This is a genomic window from Stenotrophomonas sp. YJH_SMC_120, from assembly GCF_059368675.1.
The window spans coordinates 16,081-41,432 of record NZ_JCAFRY010000028.1; the positions used below are offsets into that span (position 1 = coordinate 16,081).

Annotated in this window: 24 protein-coding genes; all 24 read left to right on the forward strand. The window is 67.9% G+C overall.

Annotated elements, in window-relative coordinates; all coding sequences use genetic code 11:
* Window positions 1-114: 114 nt before the first annotated feature.
* The gene (locus AC5P60_RS20220; protein ID WP_012480107.1) at window positions 115-630 is read left to right on the forward strand and encodes a flagellar basal body-associated FliL family protein; all 516 of its coding nucleotides are present in this window, start codon (window positions 115-117) and stop codon (window positions 628-630) included.
* Between the two features lie 10 nt (window positions 631-640).
* On the forward strand, window positions 641-1,645 hold the full coding sequence (fliM, locus tag AC5P60_RS20225; RefSeq protein ID WP_005409544.1) for a flagellar motor switch protein FliM: 1,005 nt from the start codon (window positions 641-643) through the stop codon (window positions 1,643-1,645).
* Window positions 1,642-1,977, forward strand: a complete 336-nt coding sequence (fliN, locus tag AC5P60_RS20230; protein WP_005409543.1) for a flagellar motor switch protein FliN — start codon at window positions 1,642-1,644, stop codon at window positions 1,975-1,977. The genes fliM and fliN overlap by 4 nt, the downstream gene beginning before the upstream one ends.
* The gene (gene fliO, locus AC5P60_RS20235; protein WP_005409542.1) at window positions 1,974-2,393 is read left to right on the forward strand and encodes a flagellar biosynthetic protein FliO; all 420 of its coding nucleotides are present in this window, start codon (window positions 1,974-1,976) and stop codon (window positions 2,391-2,393) included. Before fliN ends, fliO begins: the two co-directional genes overlap by 4 nt.
* A gap of 1 nt (window position 2,394) precedes the next feature.
* On the forward strand, window positions 2,395-3,174 hold the full coding sequence (fliP, locus tag AC5P60_RS20240) for a flagellar type III secretion system pore protein FliP (RefSeq protein WP_495201813.1): 780 nt from the start codon (window positions 2,395-2,397) through the stop codon (window positions 3,172-3,174).
* Between the two features lie 82 nt (window positions 3,175-3,256).
* Complete coding sequence (locus AC5P60_RS20245) at window positions 3,257-3,526, forward strand: flagellar biosynthetic protein FliQ (protein ID WP_005413254.1); 270 nt, start codon at window positions 3,257-3,259, stop codon at window positions 3,524-3,526.
* A gap of 13 nt (window positions 3,527-3,539) precedes the next feature.
* Complete coding sequence (gene fliR, locus AC5P60_RS20250) at window positions 3,540-4,331, forward strand: flagellar biosynthetic protein FliR (RefSeq protein WP_483692724.1); 792 nt, start codon at window positions 3,540-3,542, stop codon at window positions 4,329-4,331.
* A 164-nt stretch (window positions 4,332-4,495) separates the two neighbouring features.
* Window positions 4,496-6,631 carry a putative bifunctional diguanylate cyclase/phosphodiesterase gene (locus AC5P60_RS20255; RefSeq protein WP_005409538.1) on the forward strand — a complete coding sequence of 712 codons (2,136 nt, stop codon included), beginning with the start codon at window positions 4,496-4,498 and terminating at the stop codon, window positions 6,629-6,631.
* Window positions 6,632-6,775: 144 nt separating this feature from the next.
* Complete coding sequence (flhB, locus tag AC5P60_RS20260) at window positions 6,776-7,906, forward strand: flagellar biosynthesis protein FlhB (protein ID WP_049453552.1); 1,131 nt, start codon at window positions 6,776-6,778, stop codon at window positions 7,904-7,906.
* Between the two features lie 44 nt (window positions 7,907-7,950).
* Window positions 7,951-10,011 carry a flagellar biosynthesis protein FlhA gene (gene flhA / locus AC5P60_RS20265; protein ID WP_169449112.1) on the forward strand — a complete coding sequence of 687 codons (2,061 nt, stop codon included), beginning with the start codon at window positions 7,951-7,953 and terminating at the stop codon, window positions 10,009-10,011.
* 145 nt (window positions 10,012-10,156) lie between these two features.
* Window positions 10,157-11,773 (forward strand): flagellar biosynthesis GTPase FlhF, encoded by a 1,617-nt coding sequence (gene flhF, locus AC5P60_RS20270; RefSeq protein ID WP_483692726.1) that lies wholly within the window; start codon window positions 10,157-10,159, stop codon window positions 11,771-11,773.
* Window positions 11,760-12,647 (forward strand): MinD/ParA family ATP-binding protein, encoded by an 888-nt coding sequence (locus AC5P60_RS20275; protein WP_231522863.1) that lies wholly within the window; start codon window positions 11,760-11,762, stop codon window positions 12,645-12,647. Before flhF ends, AC5P60_RS20275 begins: the two co-directional genes overlap by 14 nt.
* On the forward strand, window positions 12,644-13,387 hold the full coding sequence (locus tag AC5P60_RS20280) for an RNA polymerase sigma factor FliA (RefSeq protein ID WP_005413248.1): 744 nt from the start codon (window positions 12,644-12,646) through the stop codon (window positions 13,385-13,387). The genes AC5P60_RS20275 and AC5P60_RS20280 overlap by 4 nt, the downstream gene beginning before the upstream one ends.
* 57 nt (window positions 13,388-13,444) lie before the next feature.
* Entirely contained in the window at window positions 13,445-13,837 is a 393-nt protein-coding gene (gene cheY, locus AC5P60_RS20285; protein ID WP_005413247.1) for a chemotaxis response regulator CheY, read from the forward strand.
* On the forward strand, window positions 13,837-14,442 hold the full coding sequence (locus AC5P60_RS20290; protein ID WP_010482455.1) for a protein phosphatase CheZ: 606 nt from the start codon (window positions 13,837-13,839) through the stop codon (window positions 14,440-14,442). Before cheY ends, AC5P60_RS20290 begins: the two co-directional genes overlap by 1 nt.
* 2 nt (window positions 14,443-14,444) lie before the next feature.
* Window positions 14,445-16,274: a chemotaxis protein CheA gene (locus tag AC5P60_RS20295; RefSeq protein WP_033833124.1), complete on the forward strand. Its 1,830-nt coding sequence runs from the start codon at window positions 14,445-14,447 to the stop codon at window positions 16,272-16,274.
* A 100-nt stretch (window positions 16,275-16,374) separates the two neighbouring features.
* The gene (locus AC5P60_RS20300) at window positions 16,375-17,115 is read left to right on the forward strand and encodes a flagellar motor protein (RefSeq protein ID WP_005409527.1); all 741 of its coding nucleotides are present in this window, start codon (window positions 16,375-16,377) and stop codon (window positions 17,113-17,115) included.
* A gap of 1 nt (window position 17,116) precedes the next feature.
* Window positions 17,117-18,133, forward strand: a complete 1,017-nt coding sequence (motD, locus tag AC5P60_RS20305; protein WP_005409526.1) for a flagellar motor protein MotD — start codon at window positions 17,117-17,119, stop codon at window positions 18,131-18,133.
* 4 nt (window positions 18,134-18,137) lie between these two features.
* A complete protein-coding gene (locus AC5P60_RS20310) occupies window positions 18,138-18,920 on the forward strand; it encodes a ParA family protein (protein ID WP_033833123.1) in 783 nt (260 codons plus the stop codon).
* On the forward strand, window positions 18,917-20,101 hold the full coding sequence (locus tag AC5P60_RS20315) for a chemotaxis protein CheW (RefSeq protein WP_033833122.1): 1,185 nt from the start codon (window positions 18,917-18,919) through the stop codon (window positions 20,099-20,101). The genes AC5P60_RS20310 and AC5P60_RS20315 overlap by 4 nt, the downstream gene beginning before the upstream one ends.
* Window positions 20,102-20,387: 286 nt before the next feature.
* On the forward strand, window positions 20,388-20,696 hold the full coding sequence (locus AC5P60_RS20320; RefSeq protein WP_005409522.1) for an STAS domain-containing protein: 309 nt from the start codon (window positions 20,388-20,390) through the stop codon (window positions 20,694-20,696).
* Window positions 20,693-21,058 (forward strand): response regulator, encoded by a 366-nt coding sequence (locus AC5P60_RS20325; RefSeq protein ID WP_005409521.1) that lies wholly within the window; start codon window positions 20,693-20,695, stop codon window positions 21,056-21,058. The genes AC5P60_RS20320 and AC5P60_RS20325 overlap by 4 nt, the downstream gene beginning before the upstream one ends.
* Before the next feature lie 45 nt (window positions 21,059-21,103).
* A complete protein-coding gene (locus AC5P60_RS20330; protein WP_005409520.1) occupies window positions 21,104-23,095 on the forward strand; it encodes a chemotaxis protein CheA in 1,992 nt (663 codons plus the stop codon).
* A gap of 343 nt (window positions 23,096-23,438) precedes the next feature.
* Window positions 23,439-25,352 (forward strand): methyl-accepting chemotaxis protein (locus AC5P60_RS20335; RefSeq protein WP_495201814.1); only part of this gene is annotated, 1,914 nt, incomplete at its 3' end.

Consider the following 25,352-nt stretch of genomic DNA (forward strand, 5'->3'; position numbering starts at 1 on the left):
TGCTCCGCACGGCCCCACCGCCCCCCCCCGACGGAATTCCGTCGCACCCCTCTGCCCCGCCTTCGGCACACCCCTTGCATATCCCGGTGAAGCAACCCTCAGGAGCTTCACCCCGTGGCCGCAGCCGCTGACAAAACCAAGAAGACCGCCGAGAAGGACAAGGCCGCCAAGCCGCGCAGTCCGATCCTGATCACCGCGCTGGTGGCCGTACTGGCCGCCGCTGCCGCCGGTGGCGGCGTCTGGTTCTTCACCCAGTCCAAGCACGAAGACAAGGCCGCGCAGGCCCCGAAGAAGACCACGACCCCGGCACCGGCCCAGTATTTCGCGCTGGACCCGGCCTTCGTGGTCAACCTCAACGGCCCGGTCGACGGTCCGCGCTACCTGCAGCTGGAAGTGCAGCTGATGACCCGTGACCCGGCTGCGCTGGAAGCGATCAAGACCCATGCACCCGCCATCCGCGCACGCCTGCTGATGCTGTTCTCGCAGGTCAGCCCGGACCAGATCGCCGATGTCGCCGGCAAGCAGAAGCTGCAGGCTGCGTCGCTGGCCGAAGTGCAGAAAGTGCTAAAGGCCGAGACCGGCAGCAATGGTGCCGACGACCTGCTGTTCACCAGCTTCGTGACCCAGTAAGGGCCCACCGATGAATGATCTGTTGTCCCAGGACGAGATCGATGCCCTGCTCCACGGCGTGGACAGTGGCGCGGTCGAAACCGATCCGGAACCGCCGTCAGGCGAAGCGCGCTCGTACGACTTCGCCAGCCAGGACCGCATCATCCGCGGTCGCATGCCAACCCTGGAAATGGTCCACGAGCGTTTCGCGCGCCTGTGGCGGATCGGCCTGTTCAACCTGATCCGCCGCTCGGCCGAGCTGTCGGTGCGCGGCATCGAGCTGATCAAGTTCAACGACTACATGCACTCGCTGTATGTGCCGACCAACCTGAACCTGATCCGCTTCAAGCCGCTGCGCGGTACCGGCCTGATCGTGTTCGAGCCGACCCTGGTGTTCGCCATCGTCGACAACTTCTTCGGTGGCGACGGGCGCTACCCCACCCGCATCGAAGGCCGCGAGTTCACCGCCACCGAAATGCGGGTGATCCACCTGCTGCTGAAGCAGACCTTCGCCGACCTGCGCGAGGCCTGGGCACCGGTGATGGACGTCGACTTCGAGTACATCAACTCGGAGATCAACCCGCACTTCGCCAACATCGTGACGCCGCGCGAATACGTGGTGGTGTGCCGCCTGCACGTCGAACTCGATGGCGGCGGTGGCGACATCCACGTCACCCTGCCGTATTCGATGCTGGAGCCGATCCGCGAGCTGCTCGACGCAGGCATCCAGAGCGACCGCAACGACCGCGACGAGAGCTGGGGCAAGACCCTGCGTGAACAGCTCAACATCGCCGAAGTCACCCTGTCCAGCGTACTGGCCAGCAAGCGCATGACCCTGCGTGACCTGACCCAGCTGAAGGTCGGCGACATCCTGCCGATCGAGCTGAGCCCGCAGGTGCCGGTGTGCGTGGAGAACATCCCGGTGTTCACCGGCGAGTTCGGCATCGCCAACGGCATGAACGCAGTGAAGATCACCGCTACCCATCCGCCGGGCACCCGCCCGCGCGTACCCGTCATCCAGGAAGACCCGCAATGAACGATATCGACGCCCTCGAACCCACTCCGGCCCAGTTCAGCAGCCTGCAGGCCGATGAGGCGAACGGCCCGGACCTGAACCTGGACGTGATCCTCGACGTACCGGTGACGCTGTCGCTGGAAGTCGGTCGCGCGCGCCTGCCGATCCGCAACCTGCTGCAGCTCAACCAGGGTTCGGTGGTGGAACTGGAACGTGGTGCCGGCGAGTCGCTGGATGTGTTCGTCAACGGCACCCTGATCGCCCATGGCGAAGTGGTGGTGATCAATGACCGCTTCGGCGTGCGCCTGACCGATGTGGTCAGCCCGAGCGAGCGGATCCGGAGACTGCGTTGAGCCTGCTGGCCTCCACCCTGCTGGCGGTCGGCAAGACCGCCGCTCCGGCCGGCCCGCAGATCGGCCAGCACGCAGCCGCCGCACCGAGCCTGTTCGGCGCGGTGCTGGCGCTGCTGGCAGTGCTGGCGCTGGTCATCGGCCTCGGCTGGCTGCTCAAGCGCCTGCCCGGCAGTGGTTTCCGCCCGGCCGAAGGCATGAAGGTGGTGGCCAGCCTGAGTGTCGGTGCCAAGGAGCGCGTGGTGGTGGTCGAGGTCAACGGCCAGCAGCTGCTGCTGGGCGTCACCGCCGGCGGCATCAACACCCTGCACACCCTGCCCGAACCGCTGCCGCCGCCCGCGCCCGTGCGCGTGCCGGACTTCAAGAATCTTCCGAATTTCGCCCAGCTGCTGCAGCAGCGGCTGCGCAAGGACCCCTGACATGCGTGTCACCCGTACCCGTCTTGCCACCCTGATGCCGTGGCTGCTGATGCTCGCCCTGTGCCTGTTGCCGGCACTGGCCTTCGCTGCACCCGGCGCACCGACCACGCCACTGCCGGACATCAACGTCGGCAAGATCGGTGGTGCGCCGGTCAGCCTGCCGCTGCAGACCCTGCTGCTGATGACGGCGATCACCCTGATCCCGTCGATGTTGCTGGTGCTGACCTCGTTCACCCGCATCATCATCGTGCTGGGCCTGCTGCGCCAGGCGCTGGGTACCGGGCAGACGCCGTCCAACCAGGTGCTGCTGGGCCTGGCCCTGTTCCTCACCGCGATGGTGATGATGCCGACCTGGGACAAGGCCTGGAGCACCGGCATGGCGCCGTACCTCAATGGCGAGATCAACTTCCAGACCGCCTGGACGCTGACCACCACGCCGTTGCGCGGCTTCATGCTGGCGCAGATCCGGGAGACCGACCTGATGACCTTCGCCGGCATCGCCGGGCACGGCACCTACGCCAGCCCCGACGCGATCCCGTTCCCGGTACTGGTCGCATCGTTCGTCACCAGCGAGCTGAAAACCGCTTTCGAGATCGGCTTCCTGATCTTCATCCCGTTCGTGATCATCGACCTGGTCGTGGCCAGCGTGCTGATGTCGATGGGCATGATGATGCTGTCGCCGATGCTGGTGTCGGCACCGTTCAAGATCCTGCTGTTCGTGCTGGTGGATGGCTGGGTGCTGACGGTGGGTACGTTGGCGGCGAGCTTCAATCCGGCGTGATTGAGAGGCAGTCGGGCATGGCTCGGCTCTACAGAAGCACAGTCGAGCGCGGCTCGACTCCACACAAGCAGATGGACCCCGAATGTCTCCCGAACTTGCCTTGACCGAACTGCGTGGCGGCCTGATCACCGTGTTGTGGGTGGCCGGCCCGCTGCTGCTCACCGTGCTGGTGGTGGGCGTGGTGGTGGGCGTGGTGCAGGCCGCGACCCAGCTCAACGAACCGACCATCGCCTTCGTTGCCAAGGCGGCGGCACTGACCGCGGTGCTGTTCGCGCTCGGCAGCCTGCTGATCGGCCACCTGGTTGAATTCACCACGCTGCTGTTCCAGCGCATTCCACACCTGATCGGCTAGGACACGCGCCTCGATGGACGCCGCCACCCAGATGGCTGCCGACGGCCTGCAGGCCTTTGGCATGATCGCCACCGTGCTGTGGACCATGCTGCGCATCGGCGCGGTGGCCATGGCCATGCCCATGGTCGGCACCCGTGCGGTGCCGGCACGGATCCGCGTGATCCTGGCCGGTACCCTTGCCATCGCGTTGGCACCGCTGCTGCCGCCGGTTCCGGACTGGACCGGCTTCGATGCTGCCACCGTACTGACCATCGCCCGCGAGCTGGCCATCGGCGTGTCCATCGGCTTCCTGCTGCGGCTGGTGTTCGAGGCCGGCGCGATGGCCGGCGAACTGATCGCCCAGGGCACCGGCCTGGCCTTCGCTCAGATGAGCGACCCGCTTCGTGGTGGCACCTCCGGCGTGATCGGGCAGTGGTTCTACCTGCTGTTCGGCCTGCTGTTCTTCACCGCCAACGGCCATCTGGCGCTGATCTCGCTGGTGGTGGACAGCTACCGGGCGCTGCCGATCGGCGCCCCGCTGCCGGACCCGCACGCCTTCTTCAGCATCGCTCCGACCTTCCTGCTGACCGTGCTGCGCGGCGCACTGACCCTGGCTATTCCACTGACCGTGGCGATGCTGGCGGTGAACCTGGCCTTCGGCGTGCTGGCGCGTGCTGCCCCGGCACTGAATCCGATCCAGCTGGGCCTGCCGGTCTCACTGCTGCTGGGCCTGTTCCTGCTGGCCCTGCTGGCCGGGGAAATGGGCCCGCCGGTACAGCGCCTGTTCGATGCCGCCTTCCAGGCTGCGGACGCGGTCACACACTGACCCGATCATCACGTTTTACTGCTTGCCCTTCCCCCGGGTCTGCGCGCTAGAGTGAATGCGCGGCAACCGGGGGGATGCCGCACGTGGCCGCCGCCCTGCGTCGGCCTGCCTCATGCATGCCCCACCGTGGTTTCCGTCGACAGGCAGGTCCGGGAGACTGACGAATGCTGGTAGGCACGTACAACCCGTGGCTGGTGGCGATCTCGTTGCTGGTTGCCGTGATGGCGTCATACACCGCGCTGGCGATGGCCGGGCGCACGGTCACCGCACCCGGCAAGGGCGCGGCCTGGTGGTGGCGCCTCGGTGGTGGCTTCGCCATGGGCCTGGGCATCTGGTCGATGCACTTCATCGGCATGCTCGCCTTCGACCTGCCCATTCCGCTCGGCTACGACCTGCCGATCACCCTGCTCTCCCTGGCCCTGGCCATCGCCTCATCGGTGTTCGCGCTGTGGCTGGTTTCGCTGCGCACCCTGCCGCACCCACGCCTGGCCGGCGGGGCATTGCTGATGGGTACCGGCATTGCCGGCATGCACTACGTCGGCATGGCGGCGATGCGCATGCAACCCGGCATCGACTATGACCCGGGCTGGCTGCTGTTCTCGCTGATCGTGGCGGTCGCCGCCTCATGGACTGCATTGTATGTGGCATTCCGCCTGCGCGCGCAGCGCACCCGTGTCGGCGACCGGCTGGCAGCCGCTGGCCTGCTCGGGCTGGCCATCGTTGGCATGCACTACACCGGCATGGCCGCCGCACGCTTTCCGGAAGGCAGCATCTGCGGCGCGGCGGTCGGCGATGGCCTGCAGAACGAGTGGCTGGCGATGCTGGTAGTGGTGCTGACGGTCGCGATCCTCGCGGTGGTGCTGGTGGTGTCCTGGCTGGACCAGCGGGTGGAGGCGCAGCTGCTACGACTGCGCAATTCCATGCTGAGCACTTCGTTGACCGATGCGCAGCAGGAACTGACCCAGGCCGCGTTGCATGATCCGCTCACCCGCCTGCCCAACCGCCTGCTGTTGCAGCGCCGCATCGTGCAGGCACTGGCCGAGGCCGAACAGGGCGGCAGCCGCTTCGCGGTGATGTTCATGGACCTGGACGGCTTCAAGCAGGTCAACGATGCCTATGGCCACCAGGCGGGTGACGCATTGCTGGTGGCGGTGGCCGAGCGCACCCGCCAGCTGCTGCGCCCGCATGACATGCTGGCGCGCCTGGGCGGCGATGAGTTCGTGCTGGTGGTGCGCATCGAGCACGATGAGGATCTGCCAACCCTCGCCCGGCGCATCCTGCAGGCGGTCGGCAGTGGGCCGCTGCTGCCGGACAACGAACTGCAGGTAACCGCCAGCATCGGCGTGGCGATCTGCCCGGATCACGCCGCCAGCGAGCGACAGCTGATGGCCTTTGCCGACGCGGCGATGTACCAGGCCAAGGAATCCGGGCGCAACGCCTTCGTGCTGTTCGCCGACTGGATGAATGACAGCGCCGAACAACAGTTCCGGCTGCTGGCCGACCTGCGCCGGGCCATCGGCAGCGAGCAGCTGTTCCTGCACTACCAGCCCAAGATCCGCGTGGCCACGCAGAAGGTGGCCGGTGCCGAAGCATTGATCCGCTGGCACCACCCGGAGCATGGCCTGATTCCGCCCGATCGGTTCATCCGCCTGGCCGAGCGCAGTGGTGCGATCAACGAGATCGGGCGCTGGGCGCTGGACCAGGCCTGCCTGCAGCTGCGGCGCTGGCACGATGCCGGTCACGAAGGCTGGTCGATGTCGGTGAACCTGTCGCCGGTGCAGTTCAGTTCGCCGCACCTGCTGCAGGATGTGCGCGCGGTGATCGAACGCCACAACATCGCTCCGCGCCACCTGGTGCTGGAAATCACCGAAAGCACGGTGATGCGCGATACCGACACCAGCCTGCGCCTGCTGCAGGCGCTGTCGGCGCTGGGCGTAGGCATCTCCATCGATGACTTCGGCACCGGCTATTCCAGCCTGCTGTACCTGAAGCGGCTGCCGGCCACCGAGATCAAGATCGACCATGCGTTCGTGCGCGACCTGGAACACAGTGCAGAGGACGTGGTGATCGTCTCGGCGATCGTGGCGCTGGGCCATGCGCTGGACATGGACATCGTCGCCGAGGGCGTGGAGACCGCCGCCCAGCGCGCCTACCTGGAGCGCCTGGGCTGCGACTACCTGCAGGGCTACCTGCTGGGACGGCCGGTCGATGCGGCGCGCTTCATGCAGCTGCACGACCTTCCCCGGCCGCGGGTGGAACTGGCGCAGAGCCCACCGCCCAGCGACAACGCGCCCCGGTAGCGCCGAGCCTGCGCTCGGCTCCCGCCGGGCACGGCCCGGCGCTACCGTTGCCTGCTCTGGTAGGTGCCAACCTTGGTTGGCATATGAACCCGTCACGGAACACTTCTTGCACGCATCCCGGCAACCCCTGCCGCAGTGCCCGTGATGTCCGAGAACGAATCCGCCGGCGAAAAGACCGAACAACCGACCGAAAAACGCCTGCGCGATGCCCGTGAACAGGGCAACCTGCCGCGCTCGCGCGAACTCGGCACCGCCGCCGTGTTCGGCGCCGGCGTGCTGGCGGTGATGGCCATGAGCGGCTCGATCGGCCGTGGCGCCACGGCCTGGATGAAGCACGCGCTCAGCCCCGAGCAGAGCCTGCGGCAGAACCCGAAGGAACTGTTCGGCCACTTCGGCGACCTGCTGCTGCAGTTCATGCTGGTGATCGCACCGCTGGTGCTGGTCTGCCTGCTGGCCAGCTTCGTCGCCCCGCTGGTGATGGGTGGCCTGCGCTGGTCGCAGAAGGCGTTGCTGCCCGACATCAACCGCATGAACCCGATGAGCGGGCTCAAGCGCCTGTATGGCCCCGAGGCCATTGCCGAGTTCACCAAATCGCTGCTGCGCGTGGCGTTCGTCGGTGTGGCCGCAGGGCTGGTGGTCTGGACCGGCTTCGACATCCTGCGCGGGCTGATCCACCACCCGCTGGAAACCGCCATCACCGATGGCCTGGGCTTCACCCTGCGCCTGCTGCTGGCCACCGCCGGCGCGATGCTGGTGCTGGCCGCCATCGATGCGCCCTACCAGCGCTGGAACTGGATGCGCAAGCTGAAGATGACCCGTGAAGAGCTGCGCCGGGAAATGAAGGAAAGCGAGGGCAGCCCCGAGGTGAAGGGCCGCATCCGCCAGCTGCAGCAGCAGATGGCCAACCGCCGGATGATGGAGGCAGTGCCCACCGCCGACGTGGTGGTGGTCAACCCGACCCACTACGCGGTGGCCCTGAAGTACGAAGGTGGCGCCATGAACGCCCCCACCGTGGTCGCCCTGGGCGTGGACGAAACCGCCCTGCGCATCCGTGAGGTGGCCGACGGCAACAAGGTCGCGATCGTCTCCGCCCCGCCTTTGGCACGCGCCTTGTATCGGGAAGGCCAACTCGGAAAGGAAATCCCCGTGAGACTGTATTCGGCCGTCGCCCAGGTCCTGTCCTACGTCTACCAGCTGCGCGCCTGGCGCACTGGCCCGATGCCGGACGCCCCGCACATCCAGGTGGATGAATTCGGCAAGGGAGGCCGCCCGTGAGCGCCCAGCCCTCCGCCGGCTTCAACACCCGCCGCGCCCTGGAAATGATCCGCCAGGGCCTTGGCGCGCCACTGATCGTGCTGGCCCTGCTGGCCATGGTCGTGGTCCCGCTGGCCGCGCCGGTGCTCGATGCGCTGTTCACCTTCAACATCGCCATCTCGCTGATGGTCCTGCTGGCGGTGGTCTACGTGAAGCGCCCGCTGGACTTCACCATCTTCCCGATCGTGCTGCTGATCACCACCATGCTGCGGCTGGCGCTGAACGTGGCCTCCACCCGCGTGATCCTGCTGAACGGCCAGAACGGCCACGACGCCGCCGGCAAGGTCATCGCCGCCTTCGGCGAATTCGTGATCGGCGGCAACTATGCGGTCGGCATCGTGGTGTTCGCGATCCTGACCATCATCAACTTCGTGGTCATCACCAAGGGCGCCGGCCGCGTTTCGGAAGTGACCGCGCGCTTCATCCTCGACGCGATGCCCGGCAAGCAGATGGCGATCGACGCCGACCTCAACGCCGGTTTGCTGACGCGTGAAGAAGCCAAGCTGCGCCGCGAGGAAGTCCGCGAGGAAGCCGACTTCTACGGCGCGATGGACGGTGCCAGCAAGTTCATCCGCGGTGACGCCATCGCCGGCATCCTGATCCTGTTCATCAACATGCTCGGCGGCCTGGCCGTGGGCGTGCTGCAGCATGGCATGCCGTTCGGCGAAGCCGCCGCCACCTACACCCTGCTGTCCATCGGTGACGGCCTGGTGGCGCAGCTGCCGGCCCTTCTGGTCTCCAGCGCGGTGGCGATGCTGGTGACCCGCGCCTCGCGCTCGCAGGACATGGCCCAGGCGATGACCGGCCAGGTGTTCGGCCAGTACCGCGCGCTGGCGATCACTGCCGGCATCATCGGCGTGGTCGGCCTGGTGCCAGGCATGCCCAACGTCGCTTTCCTGACGCTGGCCGCGATCCTCGGCTTCATCGCCTGGAAGGTCTACCGCAAGGGCAAGGCCGCAGCCACCGACCCGGCAGCCGCCGGCAATGACGCGGCCGCACTCAACGCACTCGGCCGCCCGGCGGCACCTGCGCCGACCGCCGAACTGAGCTGGGACGAACTGCGCCCGGTCGATCCACTGGGCCTGGAGGTCGGCTACCGGCTGATCCCGCTGGTGGACAGCAACCAGGGCGGCGAGCTGATGGCGCGCATCAAGGGCGTGCGCCGCAAGCTGACCCAGGACGTCGGCTTCCTGATCCCGTCGGTGCATATCCGCGACAACCTGGAACTGCCCGCCAACGGCTACCGCGTGCTGGTGCACGGCGTGCCGGTGGCCACCGCCGAGATCCACCCCGACCGCGAACTGGCGCTGGACCCGGGCAGCGCGCTGGGCACCCTGGAGGGCATTGCCGGCAAGGATCCCGCGTTCGGCCTGGATGCCACCTGGATCCAGCCGCACCAGCGTGCCCAGGCTGAAACGCTGGGCTACACCGTGGTCGACCCGGCCACCGTGGTGGCCACCCACCTCTCGCACCTGATCCGCGAACATGCGCCGGAACTGCTCGGCCACGAGGAAGTGCAGCACCTGCTGGCCAACCTGGCCAAGAGCGCGCCCAAGCTCGTCGAAGATCTGACGCCGAAGGCGCTGCCGCTGTCGGCAGTGGTGCGCGTGCTGCAGAACCTGCTGGTCGAGCGCATCCCGATCCGACAGCTGCGCAAGATCGCCGAGGCGCTGGTCGAACACGCGCCCAGCAGCCAGGACCCGGCGGTGCTGACCGCTGCCGTGCGCACCGCGCTGGGCCGCTTCATCGTGCAGGAGATCGCCGGAATGTCGGCGGAGCTGCCGGTGTTCACCCTCAACCCGCAATTGGAACGTGTCTTGCAGGAGTCCACGCAGGGCAACGGCGCCGCGCTGGAACCCGGACTCGCAGAGCGACTGCACCAGAGCCTGGCCGAATGTGTCAGCAAGCAGGAAGCGCGAAACGAGCCGGCGGTCGTGCTGGTACCGGGCCCGGTGCGCGCCGCGCTGGCGCGCCTGGTCCGCCACAGCGTTCCGTCGTTGTCGGTCCTGGCCTACAGCGAGGTGCCGGAGGACAAGCGCCTGAAGCTGGTCGGAACGATCAGCTGACGCCGCCCACCGATGCGCCAGAAAACAGACACCACCTTCGAACCAACGCAACAGACAGATACCAAGGGGAACCCGCACCGTGCAGACCACCGACCACCCGAGTTCTCCGACCGCCACCCCGCCGTCTTCGTCCCGTGACCACAGCATGAAAATCAAACGATTCGTCGCCGCCGACATGCGCTCGGCCATGAACCTGGTGCGCAAGGAACATGGTCCTGACGCCGTGATCCTGTCCAACCGCCGGATCGAGGAAGGCGTCGAGATCGTCGCCGCGGCCAACTACGACGAGAGCGCCGTGCAGCGTGCACTGGAAGCCTCGCGCCGTGATGTCGCACCGCCGCCGGCACCCAAGCCGCGCACCGCTGCTGACGCGGTGATCGCCGCGGTCACCCGCCGCCGCAGCAGCACCCCGGCGCCGGAACCGGTCGCCGCCACCACCTCGGCCGTGGCCGCCCTCGCCCGTGCGGCCGTTGGGGCCACCGGCCGCACCCTGGACAGCGCAGACGAGATCGTGCCGACCCGTGGCAGCACTGGCTTCGCCGCCACCCTGGCGCGCGCCGCCGTCAACGAACCGGCGCTGCCCGAACAGAGCTTCGCTCCATTCGCCGAGGCCATCGTTGCGCCGGCCGCCACCGTGCCGGCCAACCGCGCCCGCTTCCAGATCGACCCGCCGCGCGACATGCATCACGAAAGCGTGGCCCCGGCAGTGCAGCCGCCGCCGCTGCCGACCGCTGCCGTGACCGAAGCGCAGCCCGGGATCGCCGCCAGCGAACCGGCAGCGGCCGAAGCCGCCGGCGAAGCCAGCCCGGCCCCCATGCTGGCCCCGGCACCGACGCTGACCGTGGTTGCCCAGGACGACGCCGAGATCCGCCAGCTGCGCCAGGAAGTGGCCGGCATGCGCCAGGTGATCGAGCGCGAGATGAACCGCCTCACCGACGAGCGCCTGCGTGGCAGCCCGGTGCGCGCCACCGCGCTGGACCTGATGGACGAGTACGGTTTCGACGCCGGGCTGGCCCGCGACGTGGCCATGCAGATCCCGCTGGAGACCGAAGCCCATCGTGGCCGCGGCCTGATGCTGGGGCTGATCTCGCGCAAGCTGCCGATCGCCCCGGTCGACCCGCTGGAAGAAGGCGGCGTGATCGCCCTGGTCGGCCCGACCGGCGCCGGCAAGACCACCACCATCGCCAAGCTGGCCTCGCGCTTCGCCGAGAAGCATGCGCCGCGCGATGTGGCCCTGGTGACCACCGACACCACCCGCATCGGCGCCCGCGAGCAGCTGTACGGCTACGGCCGCCAGCTCGGCATCGCGGTGCACGAGGCCAACAGCGGCACCGACCTGGACCAGCTGCTGGAACGCCTGAAGGACTACAAGCTGGTGCTGATCGACACCGCCGGCCTGGGCCCGCGCGACCGCGCGCTGGCCGCGCAGCTGCAGTGGCTGCGCGCCGCCCGCCAGGTACGCACCCTGCTGGTGCTGCCGGCCAACACCAGCTTCGGCGACATGGACGAGGTGGTCCGCCGCTTCGGCGCCGCCAACCTGCAGGGCCTGGTGCTGAGCAAGCTGGACGAGACCGGCCGCTTCGGCAACGCCCTGTCAGTGGCCGTGGACCACGCCCTGCCGATCACCTGGGTGACCGATGGCCAGGACGTTCCGGAGGACCTGCACCGGGCCAGTGCGGCCAATCTCGTACTTCGCCTTGAAGATTTGCGCCGCGCGGCCGATATGCCCTGCAACCCGGAGTTGAACCATGCCGTCGCGTGAGTACGCCAAGCTGACCAAGACCTTCCCGCTGTCGGCCACCCGCAGCGAGCCGCTCGGCCCTGTGCGCACCATTGCCGTCACTGGCGGCAAGGGCGGCGTGGGCAAGACGAATGTGTCCGCCAACCTGGCGGTGGCACTGGCCGGCATGGGCAAGCGCACGCTGCTGCTGGACGCCGACCTGGGCCTGGCCAACATCGACGTGATCCTGGGGCTGAACCCGACCTTCACGCTGGCCGACCTGGTCGCCGGCCGCTGCTCGCTGGACGACGTCATCGTCGAAGGCCCGAACGGCGTGCTGGTGGTGCCGGCCGCGTCCGGCCGCCGGCACATGGCCGAGCTGGCCCCGGCCGAGCACGTCGGCCTGGTCAACGTGTTCTCCGACCTGGAACGCGAACTGGACATCATGGTGGTGGACACCGCCGCCGGCATCACCGACGGCGTGCTGACCTTCTGCCAGGCCGCGCAGGACACCGTGGTGGTGGTCTGTGACGAGCCGGCCTCGATCACCGACGCCTACGCGCTGATCAAGGTGCTGTCGCGCGAACGCGGCGTGGACCGCATCCAGGTAGTGGCCAACATGGTGCGCGACCCCAACGAGGGCCGCGTGCTGTACGAAAAGCTGACCCGCGTCTGCGAGAAGTTCCTCGCCGATGTCTCGCTGAACTACCTGGGCTGCGTGCCGCAGGACGACTGGCTGCGCCTGTCGGTGCAGCGCCAGCAGCCGGTGGTGAAGGCCTACCCGTCCAGCCCGGCCGCGCTGGCGATCACCGAGATCGCGCGTCGCACCGCACGCTGGCAGGCGCCGACCGAACCGCGTGGCGGCGTCGAGTTCTTCCTCGAGCGCATCCTCAAGCAGCGCGGGGTGGCCGCATGAAAGGCGCAGCCCAGTACAGGGAAGTCCAGCGCTCGGCGGCCAACGAGGTCATCGCCCAGCATTCGGACCTGGTGCGGCGCATCGCCCACCACCTGGCCGCGCGGTTGCCGGCCAGCGTTGAAGTGGACGACCTGATCCAGGCCGGCATGATGGGCCTGATCGAAGCGTCGCGCAGCTACGACGCCGACCAGGGCGCCTCGTTCGAGACCTATGCCTCGATCCGCATCCGCGGTTCGATGATCGACGAGATCCGCCGTGGCGACTGGGTGCCGCGCTCGGTGCACCGCCGTGCCCGCGATGCCGCCGCCACCATCCGCCGCCTGGAACAGAGCAGCGGCCGCGCCGCCAGCGCCACCGAGGTGGCCGCCGCGATGGAGATGCCGCTGCCCGAATACCTGCGGTTGATGGAGGACGCCGCACGTGGCCAGGTGCTGAGCCTGGAGTCGCGCATCGAGGACCAGGGCGAGCTGGACACCGTCGCCCAGGGCGGCCCGACCCCGCAGCAGGTACTGGAGCGTGGTGAGTTCGGCCGCGAGCTGGGCAAGGCCATCGGCCACCTGCCCGAGCGCGAACAGCTGGTGCTCTCGCTCTACTACGAGCAGGAACTGAACCTGAAGGAGATCGGCGCGGTGCTCGGCGTGAGCGAGTCGCGGGTCTGCCAGATCCACGGCCAGGCGGTGCTGCGCCTGCGTGGCCGGCTCAAGATTTTCGAGGCGGCGGACGCCGGCCTGGAAGAATGAACATGCCCGAGGCGGCTGCCCCCGGCCGCCCGGAATGAACAACAAAGGAACTCTGCTTTGAACAAGAACATGCGCATCCTGATCGTCGATGACTTCTCGACCATGCGTCGGATCGTCAAGAACCTGCTGGGCGATCTGGGCTTCACCAATACCGCCGAAGCCGAGGACGGGCATGCCGCGCTGTCGCTGCTGCAGAGCCAGCCGTTCGATTTCGTGGTCACCGACTGGAACATGCCGGTGATGACCGGCATCGAGCTGCTGAAGGCGATCCGTGCCGATGCCAAGCTGAAGACCCTGCCAGTGCTGATGGTCACCGCCGAAGCCAAGCGCGAACAGATCATCGAAGCCGCCCAGAACGGCGTGAACGGCTACATCATCAAGCCATTCACTGCGCAGACGCTGGAAGAGAAGCTCGGCAAGATCTTCGAACGCCTGGCGGCCAGCGCCTGATGGATACCACGGTCGACAAGAGCGCCCTCGCCCTGCGCCTGCAGGAAGCCCTGGACGCACTCGAGTCCGGTGACGAGGCCGCCTGGCGGCAGCGCATCGACGGACTGGTCGCGCTGCGTACGCAGCCGATGATGAGCGGCCTCTCGCGGCTGGCCCGCGAGCTGGGGCAGGCACTGGGTGAGCTGCCGACCGTGCCCAGCGAGGCCGGTGAGCTGGACGACGCCTGCGCACGCCTGGACCACGTGGTGGCCATGACCGAACAGGCCACGCACCGCACCCTGGACCTGGCCGAGGAATGCCGCAGCTTGACCGAACAGCTGCGTGCTGAAGGCCTGCAGCCGGGCCAGGACGCGCAGCTCGAGCGCATCCGCCACAACCTGACCGAGATCGCCCTGACCCAGAGCTACCAGGACCTGACCGGGCAGATCATCCGTCGCGTGGTCGGCATCGTCCGCCGCGTGCACGAGGGCTTCGGCGCACTCGGCCTGCCGCCGGAACAGCATCGCACCGACCCGGAACTGGCCGGGCCGGCACTGAAGGGACTGGACCGCCACGCGGTCTCGCAGAACGACGCCGACGACCTGTTGTCGGATCTGGGGCTGTAAGCATGAGCGCGGTATCCGACGACATCACTGCCGATTTCATCATCGAGGCACAGGAAATCCTGGATCGCCTGGGCGAACAGCTGGTGTCGCTGGAGCAGGCACCGCAGGACACCGAGCAGCTCAACGCGGTGTTCCGTGGATACCACACGCTCAAGGGCGGTGCCGGCTTCCTTGGCGTCACCGCGATGGTCGAGCTGTGCCACGCCGCTGAAGAGGCCCTGGGCATCGCGCGTGCCGGGCAGGCGGTGCTGCAGGCCCACCACTTCGACGCCGCCCAGCAATCGCTGGACTACCTGCAGTCGATGCTGGACGCCGTGTCCTCCGGCACCGAGCCGGGTTATGCGCCGCCGGACCTGATCGCGCAGTTCGACATGAACGGTGGCACTGCCGCGCCGGTCGCTGCGGCCGCGCCTGCGGCAGCCGGCAGCGACCTGATCACCGACGACGAATTCGAGGCCCTGCTCGACCAGCTGCATGGCGGCAACGCGCCGACCGCGGTCGCGCCGGCGAAGAAAGCCGACGATGGCTTGATCAGCGAAGACGAGTTCGAAGCCCTGCTGGACCAGCTGCACGGTGGCGCTGCGCCAGGCGCCAAGCCTGCTGCCGCCGTCGCGGCGGCCCCCGCCGCAGCACCGCGCCCGGCACCCGCCCCGGCACCTGCAGCCAAGCCGGCAGCCAAGCCGATGGCCGAGGCCGAGCACACCGTGCGCGTGGACACCAAGCGCCTGGATGCGATCGTCAACCTGATCGGCGAACTGGTGCTTTCCCGCAACCGCCTGAAGACCCTGCGTGCACGCCTGCGCGACGAGGAGCTGGACCGCGCCGTATCGACGCTGGACATCGCCACTGCCCGCCTGCAGTCGGCGGTGATGCGTACCCGCATGCAGCCGGTGGGCAAGGTGTTCTCGCGCTTCCCCAAGGTCGCCCGCGACGTCGCCCGCTCGCTGAAGAAGGAAGTGGACCTGGAGCTGGTCGGCGCCGAGACCGAGCTCGACCGCAACCTGGTCGAAGCGCTGGCCGACCCGCTGGTGCACCTGGTCCGCAACGCCATCGACCACGGCGTGGAAATGCCCGACCTGCGCGAAGCACAAGGCAAGCCGCGGATGGGCCATGTGCGCCTGTCGGCCCAGCAGGAAGGTGACTACGTCAGCATCGAGGTGCAGGACGATGGCGCCGGCATCGACCCCGAGAAGCTGCGCGCGAAGGCGCGCGAGAAGGGCCTGATCGACCCGGAAGCCGCTGCCCGCCTGAGCAGCGAGGAGTGCCTGCACCTGGTGTTCCTGCCCGGCTTCTCGACCAAGCAGCAGGTCACTGATATTTCCGGCCGCGGCGTCGGCATGGACGTGGTGCAGTCGCGCATCCGCGAACTGAGCGGCCAGATCCAGATCCAGTCGGAACTGGGGCGTGGCAGCCGCTTCCTGATCCGCGTGCCGCTCACCCTGGCGATCCTGCCGACCCTGCTGGTGCAGGCCGGCGAGGACGTCTACGCGCTACCGCTGGCGCGTGTGATGGAAGTGCTGCACGCGCCGCGCACGTCGTTGGGCTGGTTCGATGGCCGCGCCGTGCTCGACCGCCGTTCGCACACCCTGCCGCTGGTCGACCTGCGCCAGTGGCTGGATGTGACGCCCGCCGCGTCGACCCTGCTGACCATCGTGGTGCTGCAGGCCGGTGAAGCGCGCTTCGGCCTGGTCGTGGACCAGGTGCGCGGGCGCGAGGAGGTGGTCATCAAGCCACTGCCGAAAGCCCTGCGCGGCCTGCGCGGTTATGCCGGTGCAACGTTGATCGGCGATGGTCGCATGGCACTGATCCTGGACGTGGACGGCATCCGCTGAATTCCGCCGGGCATGGCCCGGCGACCCGAAACTGTGACTACCGTCTGTACGCATTCTCCCGGTGTCTCAAGTCCCATTCATACAAGCCGATACCGGAACCATGGATAGACTCAGCCTCATTGGACTCTTTCTCGCCCTGGCCTCGCTGGTCGGTGGCAGCATCCTCAAGGGCGCCGGCCTGGCGTCGCTGTGGTCGCCTGCGGCGTTCGTGATCGTCATCGTCGGCACCGTTGCCGCGATCCTGCTTCACACCTCGCCGGCGGTGTTCAAGCATGCGTTCAAGATCGTGCGCTGGGTCGTGCGCCCGCCGCACAGCGATCGCCGCGAACTGATCCAGCAGATCGTCGAGTGGAGCAACATCGCCCGTCGCCAGGGCCTGCTGGGCCTGGAATCGCAGGTGGAAGCGCAGCAGGACCCGTTCCTGCGCAAGGGCCTGCAGCTGCTGGTGGACGGCGTTGAACCTGAATCGATGCGGCACATGCTGGAGATCGAACTGGGCAGCCAGGAGCACCAGGACCAGGCCGGTGCCAAGGTCTTCGAAGCGATGGGCATCTACGCACCGACACTCGGCATCATCGGTGCCGTGCTCGGCCTGATCGCGGTGATGAAGAACCTGGCCGACCCGAGCAAACTCGGCCACGGCATCGCCGCCGCGTTCACCGCCACCATCTACGGCATCGCCTCGGCCAATCTGCTGTTCCTGCCGATCGCCGCCAAGCTCAAGAGTGTGATCTCGCACAACACCCGCGACCGCGAAATGGTCATTGAAGGCCTGATTTCGATCGCTCAGGGCGAGAACCCGCGCAACATCGAAACCAACCTCTCCGGCTTCCTGCACTGACATGGCCCGCCGCAAGCACCACGAAGAGCACGCCAACCATGAAGCATGGGCGATCCCCTATGCCGACCTGATGACGTTGCTGCTCGCCTTCTTCGTGGTCATGTACGCGATCTCCTCGGTCAACGAGGGCAAGTACCGGATCATGGCCGACGCGCTCACCGATGCCTTCGGCGGCGCGCCGCGCACCATCAATCCGGTGCAGGTGGGTAACAAGCAGGTGCAGGGTGGCGGCTGGGACAGCCCCTCGGTGATCAAGTCCGGCACCAAGATCGGCCCCTCCGCGCCCGCGCCGTCGCACGACCCGACCCTGCTGCCGTCGATGGCCTCGCAGATGCGCATGCCGGTCTCCGTGCACAACCAAGAACAGATCGCCCGTGCCGAGCGCCAGCTCAACAGCATCGCCGACCGCCTCACCGCCGCACTGGCGCCGCTGATCGACCGCGGCATGATCAGCGTGCGCCGCACCGAGTTGTGGATCGAAGTGGAGATCAACAGCGACATCCTGTTCCCCACCGGCTCGGCCGCGCTGGACGTGCATGCACGGCAGACGCTGGCCAGCCTGGCCGAGGTGCTGCGCGACGTGCCCAACAGCGTGCGCGTGGAAGGCCATACCGACAACGTGCCGATCGCCACCGCCACCTTCCCTTCGAACTGGGAACTGTCGGCCGGTCGCGCCGCCAGCGTGGTGCACCTGTTCGCCGACCAGGGCGTGCAGCCATCACGGCTGGCGATGGTTGGCTATGGCCAGTTCCGTCCGCGCGAAGAGAACGACAGCGCGCAGGGGCGCAACCGCAACCGCCGGGTGATGGTCATCATCCTGGCCGACACCTCGCATTCGGTGGATCCGCTTGGCCAGCGCCTCAATGCGGCCACCGGCGCCGTCGACGACAGCACCACCGAACAAGCCGCCGCAACTCCGGCTACCGCCCCCACCTCCCCCATCGCACCGGTGAAGTTGCCGCCGGTGCCGGCTGGCAGCCGCGTCGGCGCCGCCGTTCCCCCGGCAATGAAGGAGTAAACCGATGCGCATCTGGGCAGTCGCCAACCAGAAGGGCGGAGTCGGCAAGACCACCACCACCCTCGCCCTCGGCCGCGGCCTGGCCGCGCTTGGCCATCGCGTGCTGCTGATCGACCTCGATCCGCATGCCTCGCTCAGCCGCGCCTTTGGCGTGCCGGTGGATCCGCCGCCGGCGGGCGTGCTGGAACTGTTCGGCGCCCCGCCGGCCGATCTTTCCAGCCTGTGCCATGCCAGCAGCATCCACGGCCTGGACTACGTCTGCGCGCAGTCGGCGCTGGCCACGCTGGAGCGCCGCAGCGCCAACCAGCCCGGACTCGGCCTGGCCCTGCAGAACGCACTGGCGCGTCACCAGGGCCAGCACGACTACATCCTGCTGGACTGTGCCCCCACCCTTGGCCTGTTGATGATCAACGCGCTGGCCGCTGCCGACCGCCTGATCATTCCCACCCAGGCCGAGCCGCTGGCCCTGCATGGCCTGGACGGCATGGTCCGCACCGGCGAGATGGTCGAGCGCTCGCGCCGCCGCCCGCTGCCGATCTCGATCCTGCCGACCCTGTTCGATCGCCGCACCCGCGCCGGCAACGAGTCGCTGCGCACGATGCAGGATCGCCACGGCATCCGCGTGTGGGAAGACGCCATTCCGATCGACACCCGCATCAGCAACGCCGCAGGCCTGACCCTGCCCAGCGTTGGTGAGGACTACCCGGGCCGCGGCCTGGCCGCCTATCGCCGCGCACTGAACTGGATCCTCGGTGAGGATGCCCGTGCCCTGGAGCAGGCCGCATGAACAGCACCGGCGTACTGGACGACTACCTGGACGAACTGCTGGGCGAAGCGATCGCCCCGGCGGCCGTCGTGCTGCCAACGCCGGACAGCGCCGCCCCGGTTCCGGACAGCACATCGGAACCGGAACGCGAGCCGACCTGGGATGACCTGCCGGCCGAGGTGATCTACGAAACCGACAGCGTCGCCGCGGGGCCTGCCGTGGACAACGCCGCGCTCGAAGCCGCCTTCGAGGCGGCCACAACGGCCGAGCGCGAGCCCACCTGGGACGATCTGCCCGCTGAAGTGATCTATGAGACGGACGCTGTTGCCGTTGCCCCGGCACAGGATGACGCAGCACTGGAAGCCGCCTTCGAGGCCGCCGCAGTGCCGGTCGCCGCTCCCGAGCGCGAACCGACCTGGGATGACCTGCCTGACGAGGTGATCCACGAGACGACCCCGGCCAAGGCCGGCCCGGAGCCCACCTGGGACGACCTGCCCGACGAAGTGATCTACGAGACCGACGCGGCCGACAGCCATCAGCTCGCCCACACTGACAGCCCCGGTCTGCAGGCTGCGTTCGAAGCCGCTGCTGGTGGCGAGGATGTCCCCACGCCGCCACCGGCCGTGGTTGCGCCCCCGGCACCGCGTGCTGCCGCCGCGCCGCCGCCCCGCGTTGCCCTGGATGCCCCGGCCACCAACCGTCCCGGTACCTGGCAGGAGCTGCAGGCGCAGGCGCACCAGCCCGCCAGCAGTCCGCACCCACAGAACCGCCGCGCCGGCGAGCGCACCTCGCGCTGGCTGCGCCTGCGCTGCGGGACCCAGGCCTATGCGCTGGAACTGTTGAAAGTGCAGGAAGTGGTGTTGCCGGTGCCACTGCTGCCGTTGCGTGGCACGGCACCGGCGATGCTCGGGATCATGAACCTGCGTGGCCAGGTGGTGCCGGTGATGGACCTCGGCCTGCACCTCGGCGCCGCATCGGCAGAAGACGATGCCCAGACCCGCATCGTGGTGCTGGAAGAGGACGGCGAGACCATCGGCCTGCGCGTGTCGGCAGTGGAAGATGTCGCCAACCTCACCGATTCACAGATCGAACCCCCGGATACCGCCCGCATCTGCCAGATCTCCAATGATCTGTTCCGCGGCGTCGCCCGGGTCAGCCAGCGCCCGATGATCCTGCTCGACGCCACACGGCTGTTGAGTTGATCTGGAAAAAAGGGGACGGAGGGGATTAAGTCGCAAGTGGCTCGGCGCTTTGCGCCGAAGCGGTGCCTGTCGGGGACGCAAGGAGTTGAACCGTTGGATCAACTCCTTACGTCCCCACTGCGCGGTCGCCGTTGCCGAGGGGGCTGCAGTAGAGCCAGGTCGCTTGCGACTTGATCCCCTCCGTCCCCTTTTCAGCGGCGACCGCATCGACGCACCGCGTCGATTCCTCTAAAGAACCCCGCCGGGGTGCCGTTATGGATCACGGAACCGTTTGTCCGGAGCAACGATGAGCACTGTCGAACTGGGTGAGGATCTCGGCATCGAGAGCAGCACCGAGCTCAAGAACCGCCTCGCGCCGCTGGTGGCGCAGGCAGGCGAGCTGACCCTGGATGCAAGCCAGGTCGCCCGCATCCACACGGCCGCCGTGCAGGTGCTGTGTGCATTCGTGCAGGCCCGCCGCGAGGCAGGCCTGGGCACCGGCTTCCACGGTTGCACCGCAACCTTCCGTGACGCCGCACGCCTGCTGGGCGTCACCCAGGCCCTGGGCCTGGACGTAACCCATGACAACCTGAAATCTGTGGAGAACGCTGCATGAGCGCACGTATCTTGGTGGTGGACGATTCGGCGTCGATGCGCCAGATGGTTTCCTTCGCCCTCACCTCGGCCGGTTTTGCCGTCGAAGAAGCCGAAGACGGCGCGGTCGCGCTCGGTCGCGCCAAGGGCCAGCGCTTCAATGCGGTGGTCACCGACGTCAACATGCCGAACATGGACGGCATCGCGCTGATCCGCGAACTGCGCCAGCTGCCGGACTACAAGTTCACCCCGCTGCTGATGCTGACCACCGAATCGGCCGCCGACAAGAAGTCCGAAGGCAAGGCCGCCGGTGCCACCGGCTGGCTGGTCAAGCCGTTCAATCCGGAACAGCTGGTCGCCACCGTGCAGAAAGTGCTGGGCTGATCGCCCCGCACCGCTCCCCTTCTTCGCTTCCGGACCACCACTGCCATGAGCATGGACCTGCAACGCTTCCACGCCACCTTCTTCGAGGAGAGCCGCGAAGGCCTCGACGCGATGGAGGCTGGCCTGCTGGCCCTGGAATCGGGGCAGCAGGACGCGGAGATCATCAATTCGGTGTTCCGCGCCGCCCACTCGATCAAGGGCGGCGCCGGCACCTTCGGCTTCGATGCCATCGCCGGCCTGACCCACGTGCTGGAAACGCTGCTCGATGAGCTGCGTGCCGGCAAGCGCGCCCTGGAAGGCCATGCCGTCGATGCCATGCTGTCCTCGGTGGATGTGCTGCGCGCCCTGCTGCGCGAAGCCGAACATGGCCAGGCCGCAGACCCCGCCGCGGTCGCCGCAGTGAAGGCGCGCCTTGAAGCCGTTCTCTCCGGCCAGGCCGCACCGAGCGCGCCGGCCGCTGCCGCAGCCAAGGTGGACGATACGCCGGAAGCCTGGCAGATCGGGTTCACCCCGGCACCCTCGCTGTTCATGAGCGGCAACGACCCGTTGCGCATCATCCGCGAGCTGGAACACCTCGGCTCGCTGCAGGTGGCCGCGCGCATGGAACGCCTGCCGGGCTTCGCCCAGCTCGACCCGCTCGAGGCCCACCTGGCGTGGGACCTGGGCCTGGTCGGCAAGGTGCCGCGCAGCAAGATCGAAGACACCTTCGCCTGGGTACTGGACGACTGCGAGCTGGACATCCGTCCGGCAGCGCCGCCGAGCCTGGCAACCCAGGCGCCCGTTGCTGCATCCCCTTCCACACCTGCTGCCGTCGTGCCGGCAGCGCCTGCTGCGCCTGCCGCCGGCGGTGCTGCCACCCAGGAAGCCGAAACGTCGATCCGCGTCAGCGTCGACAAGGTCGATGCGCTGATCAACCTGGTCGGCGAACTGGTCATCACCCAGGCCATGCTCAAGCAGGTCTCGCATGCGCTGGACCCGGTCCACGCCGAGAGCCTGTTCGCTGGCCTGGACCAGCTTGAACGCAACACCCGCGACCTGCAGGAAGCGGTGATCGGCGTGCGCATGCTGCCGGTCGATGCGGTGTTCCGTCGCTTCCCGCGCCTGGTCCGCGACCTGTCCAGCCGCCTCGGCAAGCAGGTGCGGCTGCGCACCGTCGGCGAAGGTACCGAGCTGGACAAGGGGCTGATCGAGAAGATCGCCGATCCGCTGGTGCACCTGGTGCGCAACTCGATCGACCACGGCCTGGAAATGCCCGACGTGCGCCGCGGTGCAGGCAAGGACGAAACCGGCACGATCACCCTGGCGGCCTCGCACCAGGGCGGCCACATTGTCATCGAAGTCAGCGACGACGGTCGCGGCCTGGACCGCGCCAAGATCCTGGCCAAGGCCACCGAGCGCGGCCTGGCCGTACCGGACAACCCGACCGATTCGCAGGTCTGGGACCTGATCTTCCAGCCCGGCTTCTCCACGGCCGATGCGGTCACTGACCTGTCCGGGCGTGGCGTCGGCATGGACGTGGTTCGCCGCAACATCCAGGCACTGGGCGGCGAGGTCCAGATCGAAAGCAGCCTGGGTACTGGCACCCGCACGCTGATCCGCCTGCCGCTGACCCTGGCCATCCTCGACGGCATGACCGTGGCGGTTGCCGGCGAAACCCTGATCCTGCCGCTGGCCTATGTGCTTGAGGCGTTGCAGCCGCAGGCCGAGGACATCCGCAGCATGGCCGGCGAAGGCCGCGTGCTGCGCGTACGTGGCGAGTACCTGCCGATCCTCTCGCTGAGCGAGTACTACGGCTACGGCAACCGTGCGCCGGGCAGTGAATCGCTGGTGGTCGTGGTCGAAGGCGATGGCCAGAAGATCGCACTGGAAGTGGATGAACTGGTCGGCCAGCAGCAGGTGGTGGTGAAGAACATCGAGAACAACTACCGCCGTATCGGCGGGGTGTCCGGTGCCACCATCCTTGGCGACGGCCGCGTCGCGTTGATCGTCGACATCGGCGGACTGGTGCGCTCGTTGCGGATGCCGCAGGCCGCCTGATCCACGCTGCATGCGTGTACTGGACCGCCGCCCTTCGGGGCGGCGGTTTTTGTTTGTGCGCGCTCTGCCAAGGGATCCGACCCCATCCCTTCTGTGAACTCCGTCGCCATGATGGTTGCGGGCGCAACTACTTCATCCAAGCGAAAGCACGCCGCTGCAACGCTTTCGCGCTGTCATCCCTACGCAACCGAATGTGATCTGCGTCCATAAAGTCCACGCGGACGGCGCCGTTATTTCGCAATGACGGTCGTCACCGAACCCCACCGGGCACCCCCGTTCGCTCTGCAACCACCCCCGAACCGGCGCAGAGACGCCGGCACTCTGCCCACCTGGAGCACCCTGCATGAAGTGGTTCCAAGATCTGCCCATCGCCCGCAAGCTGGCCGTGGGGTTCACCCTCACCACCTTGATGACCCTGATCCTCGGCGCCTTCGCACTGCTGCGCCTGAGCGAAGCCAACGCGCAGTTGCGCGAGATGGCTGGCAACGACATCCCCTCGGTCCAGCACCTGGGCGAGGCGCGCTCGCAGCTGGGGGAATTCCGCACCTATGAACTTGCACAGCTGAGCATGCTCGACCAGCCGGAGAAGGTCGCCGACTACAACAAGCGCATGGACGACACCGCCAAGGCCGTGCATGACGAGCTGGCCGCGTACTCGGCGCTGCCGGCGCTGGCCAAGGAGCGTGAACTCTATCGCGCGGCCAGCGCACAACTGGACCGCTACTTCGCCGCCAACAAGGCGATGCGCGACGCCGTGGCCGCCGGTGATGGCGCTCGGGCCCAGCAGATCTCCGACGAGCAGTCGCGCCCGGCGCGTCGCGACCTGTTCGCTGCGATGAAGGCGCTGGGCACCCACATCGCCGGCCAGATGGACGGCAAGATCGCCGACGCCAACGCCACCCATCGCAACAGCATGATCGCCATCATCGGCTGCATCGTCCTGCTGTCCCTTGTGGCCGCTGCGCTGGCCATCGTCATCTCACGTGCAGTGACCGGCCCCCTGGGCAAGGCCGTGAACGCCATCCAGGCCGTCGCACGCGGCGACCTCAGCGTCACCACCCAGAGCACCGGCAAGGACGAGGCTGGCCGCATGCTGGCGGCCACCGCCGACATGACCGCGATGCTGCGCCGCTTCAGCGAACAGACCCAGTTGATGGCACAGATGCATGCCGGCCCGGACATCAGCCACCGTATTCCGGAAGACTTCCCGGGCGTCTACGGCCAGCTGGCCAGCGGCATCAACACGGTGATCTTCGAACACCTCGATGCGATCGTCGATGCCATTGAAGTGCTCAACCAGTACGCCATCGGCAACCTCGCCCCGGACGCCCGCCGCCTGCCCGGCAGCCGCGCGATCCTGCACGAGTCGATGGACGCGGCCAAGGCCAGCCTGCTGGCCATCAACACGCAGATCCAGCAGCTGGCCTCGGCCGCCGCCGCCGGCGACTTCAGCCAGCGCGGTGATGCGCAGCGTTTCGATCACGATTTCCGCGTGATGATCGAGCAGCTCAACAGCATGATGCAGGTGGCCGACGGCAACCTCGGCCAGCTCTCGCAGCTGCTGCAGTCGATCGCCGCCGGCGACCTGACCGCACGCATGGACGGCCAGTTCAACGGCGTGTTCGCACGCATGCGTGACGACGCCAACACCACCGTCGCACAGCTCACCCAGATCGTCGGCCAGATCCAGGCCAGTGCCTCCAGCATCACCCTGGCCGCTGGCGAGATCGCGTCCGGCAACAGCGACCTGTCGCGCCGTACCGAGCAGCAGGCCGCCAACCTGGAAGAGACCGCTGCCTCGATGGAGGAACTGACCTCCACCGTGCGCCAGAACGCCGAGCACGCCCGGCAGGCCAACCAGCTCGCCATCGGCGCGCATGGCGTCGCTTCGCAGGGCGGCGAGGTGGTCGGCCAGGTGGTCACCACCATGTCGGCCATCGAAGCCTCGTCGAAGAAGATCGCCGAGATCATCTCTGTCATCGACGGCATTGCCTTCCAGACCAACATCCTGGCGCTGAACGCCGCGGTAGAAGCCGCGCGTGCCGGCGAGCAGGGCCGTGGTTTCGCCGTGGTCGCCAGCGAAGTGCGTACCCTCGCCCAGCGTTCGGCTGCGGCGGCCAAGGAGATCAAGGGCCTGATCGATGATTCGGTCGGCAAGGTCGCCGAAGGCTCCAGCCTGGTCCACCAGGCCGGCAGCACCATGGGCGAGATCGTCGCCTCGGTGCAGCGCGTGACCGACATCATGGCCGAGATCTCC

Bases quoted from the DNA above. Each gene is read 5' to 3' on its own strand.
- fliM (WP_005409544.1), top strand. From the start codon at position 641: ATGAATGATCTGTTGTCCCAGGACGAGATCGATGCCCTGCTCCACGGC.
- fliN (WP_005409543.1), top strand. From the start codon at position 1,642: ATGAACGATATCGACGCCCTCGAACCCACTCCGGCCCAGTTCAGCAGC.
- fliP (WP_495201813.1), top strand. From the start codon at position 2,395: ATGCGTGTCACCCGTACCCGTCTTGCCACCCTGATGCCGTGGCTGCTG.
- AC5P60_RS20245 (WP_005413254.1), top strand. From the start codon at position 3,257: ATGTCTCCCGAACTTGCCTTGACCGAACTGCGTGGCGGCCTGATCACC.
- fliR (WP_483692724.1), top strand. From the start codon at position 3,540: ATGGACGCCGCCACCCAGATGGCTGCCGACGGCCTGCAGGCCTTTGGC.
- AC5P60_RS20255 (WP_005409538.1), top strand. From the start codon at position 4,496: ATGCTGGTAGGCACGTACAACCCGTGGCTGGTGGCGATCTCGTTGCTG.
- flhB (WP_049453552.1), top strand. From the start codon at position 6,776: ATGTCCGAGAACGAATCCGCCGGCGAAAAGACCGAACAACCGACCGAA.
- flhA (WP_169449112.1), top strand. From the start codon at position 7,951: ATGATCCGCCAGGGCCTTGGCGCGCCACTGATCGTGCTGGCCCTGCTG.
- flhF (WP_483692726.1), top strand. From the start codon at position 10,157: ATGAAAATCAAACGATTCGTCGCCGCCGACATGCGCTCGGCCATGAAC.
- AC5P60_RS20275 (WP_231522863.1), top strand. From the start codon at position 11,760: ATGCCGTCGCGTGAGTACGCCAAGCTGACCAAGACCTTCCCGCTGTCG.
- AC5P60_RS20280 (WP_005413248.1), top strand. From the start codon at position 12,644: ATGAAAGGCGCAGCCCAGTACAGGGAAGTCCAGCGCTCGGCGGCCAAC.
- AC5P60_RS20290 (WP_010482455.1), top strand. From the start codon at position 13,837: ATGGATACCACGGTCGACAAGAGCGCCCTCGCCCTGCGCCTGCAGGAA.
- AC5P60_RS20295 (WP_033833124.1), top strand. From the start codon at position 14,445: ATGAGCGCGGTATCCGACGACATCACTGCCGATTTCATCATCGAGGCA.
- AC5P60_RS20300 (WP_005409527.1), top strand. From the start codon at position 16,375: ATGGATAGACTCAGCCTCATTGGACTCTTTCTCGCCCTGGCCTCGCTG.
- motD (WP_005409526.1), top strand. From the start codon at position 17,117: ATGGCCCGCCGCAAGCACCACGAAGAGCACGCCAACCATGAAGCATGG.
- AC5P60_RS20310 (WP_033833123.1), top strand. From the start codon at position 18,138: ATGCGCATCTGGGCAGTCGCCAACCAGAAGGGCGGAGTCGGCAAGACC.
- AC5P60_RS20315 (WP_033833122.1), top strand. From the start codon at position 18,917: ATGAACAGCACCGGCGTACTGGACGACTACCTGGACGAACTGCTGGGC.
- AC5P60_RS20320 (WP_005409522.1), top strand. From the start codon at position 20,388: ATGAGCACTGTCGAACTGGGTGAGGATCTCGGCATCGAGAGCAGCACC.
- AC5P60_RS20325 (WP_005409521.1), top strand. From the start codon at position 20,693: ATGAGCGCACGTATCTTGGTGGTGGACGATTCGGCGTCGATGCGCCAG.
- AC5P60_RS20330 (WP_005409520.1), top strand. From the start codon at position 21,104: ATGAGCATGGACCTGCAACGCTTCCACGCCACCTTCTTCGAGGAGAGC.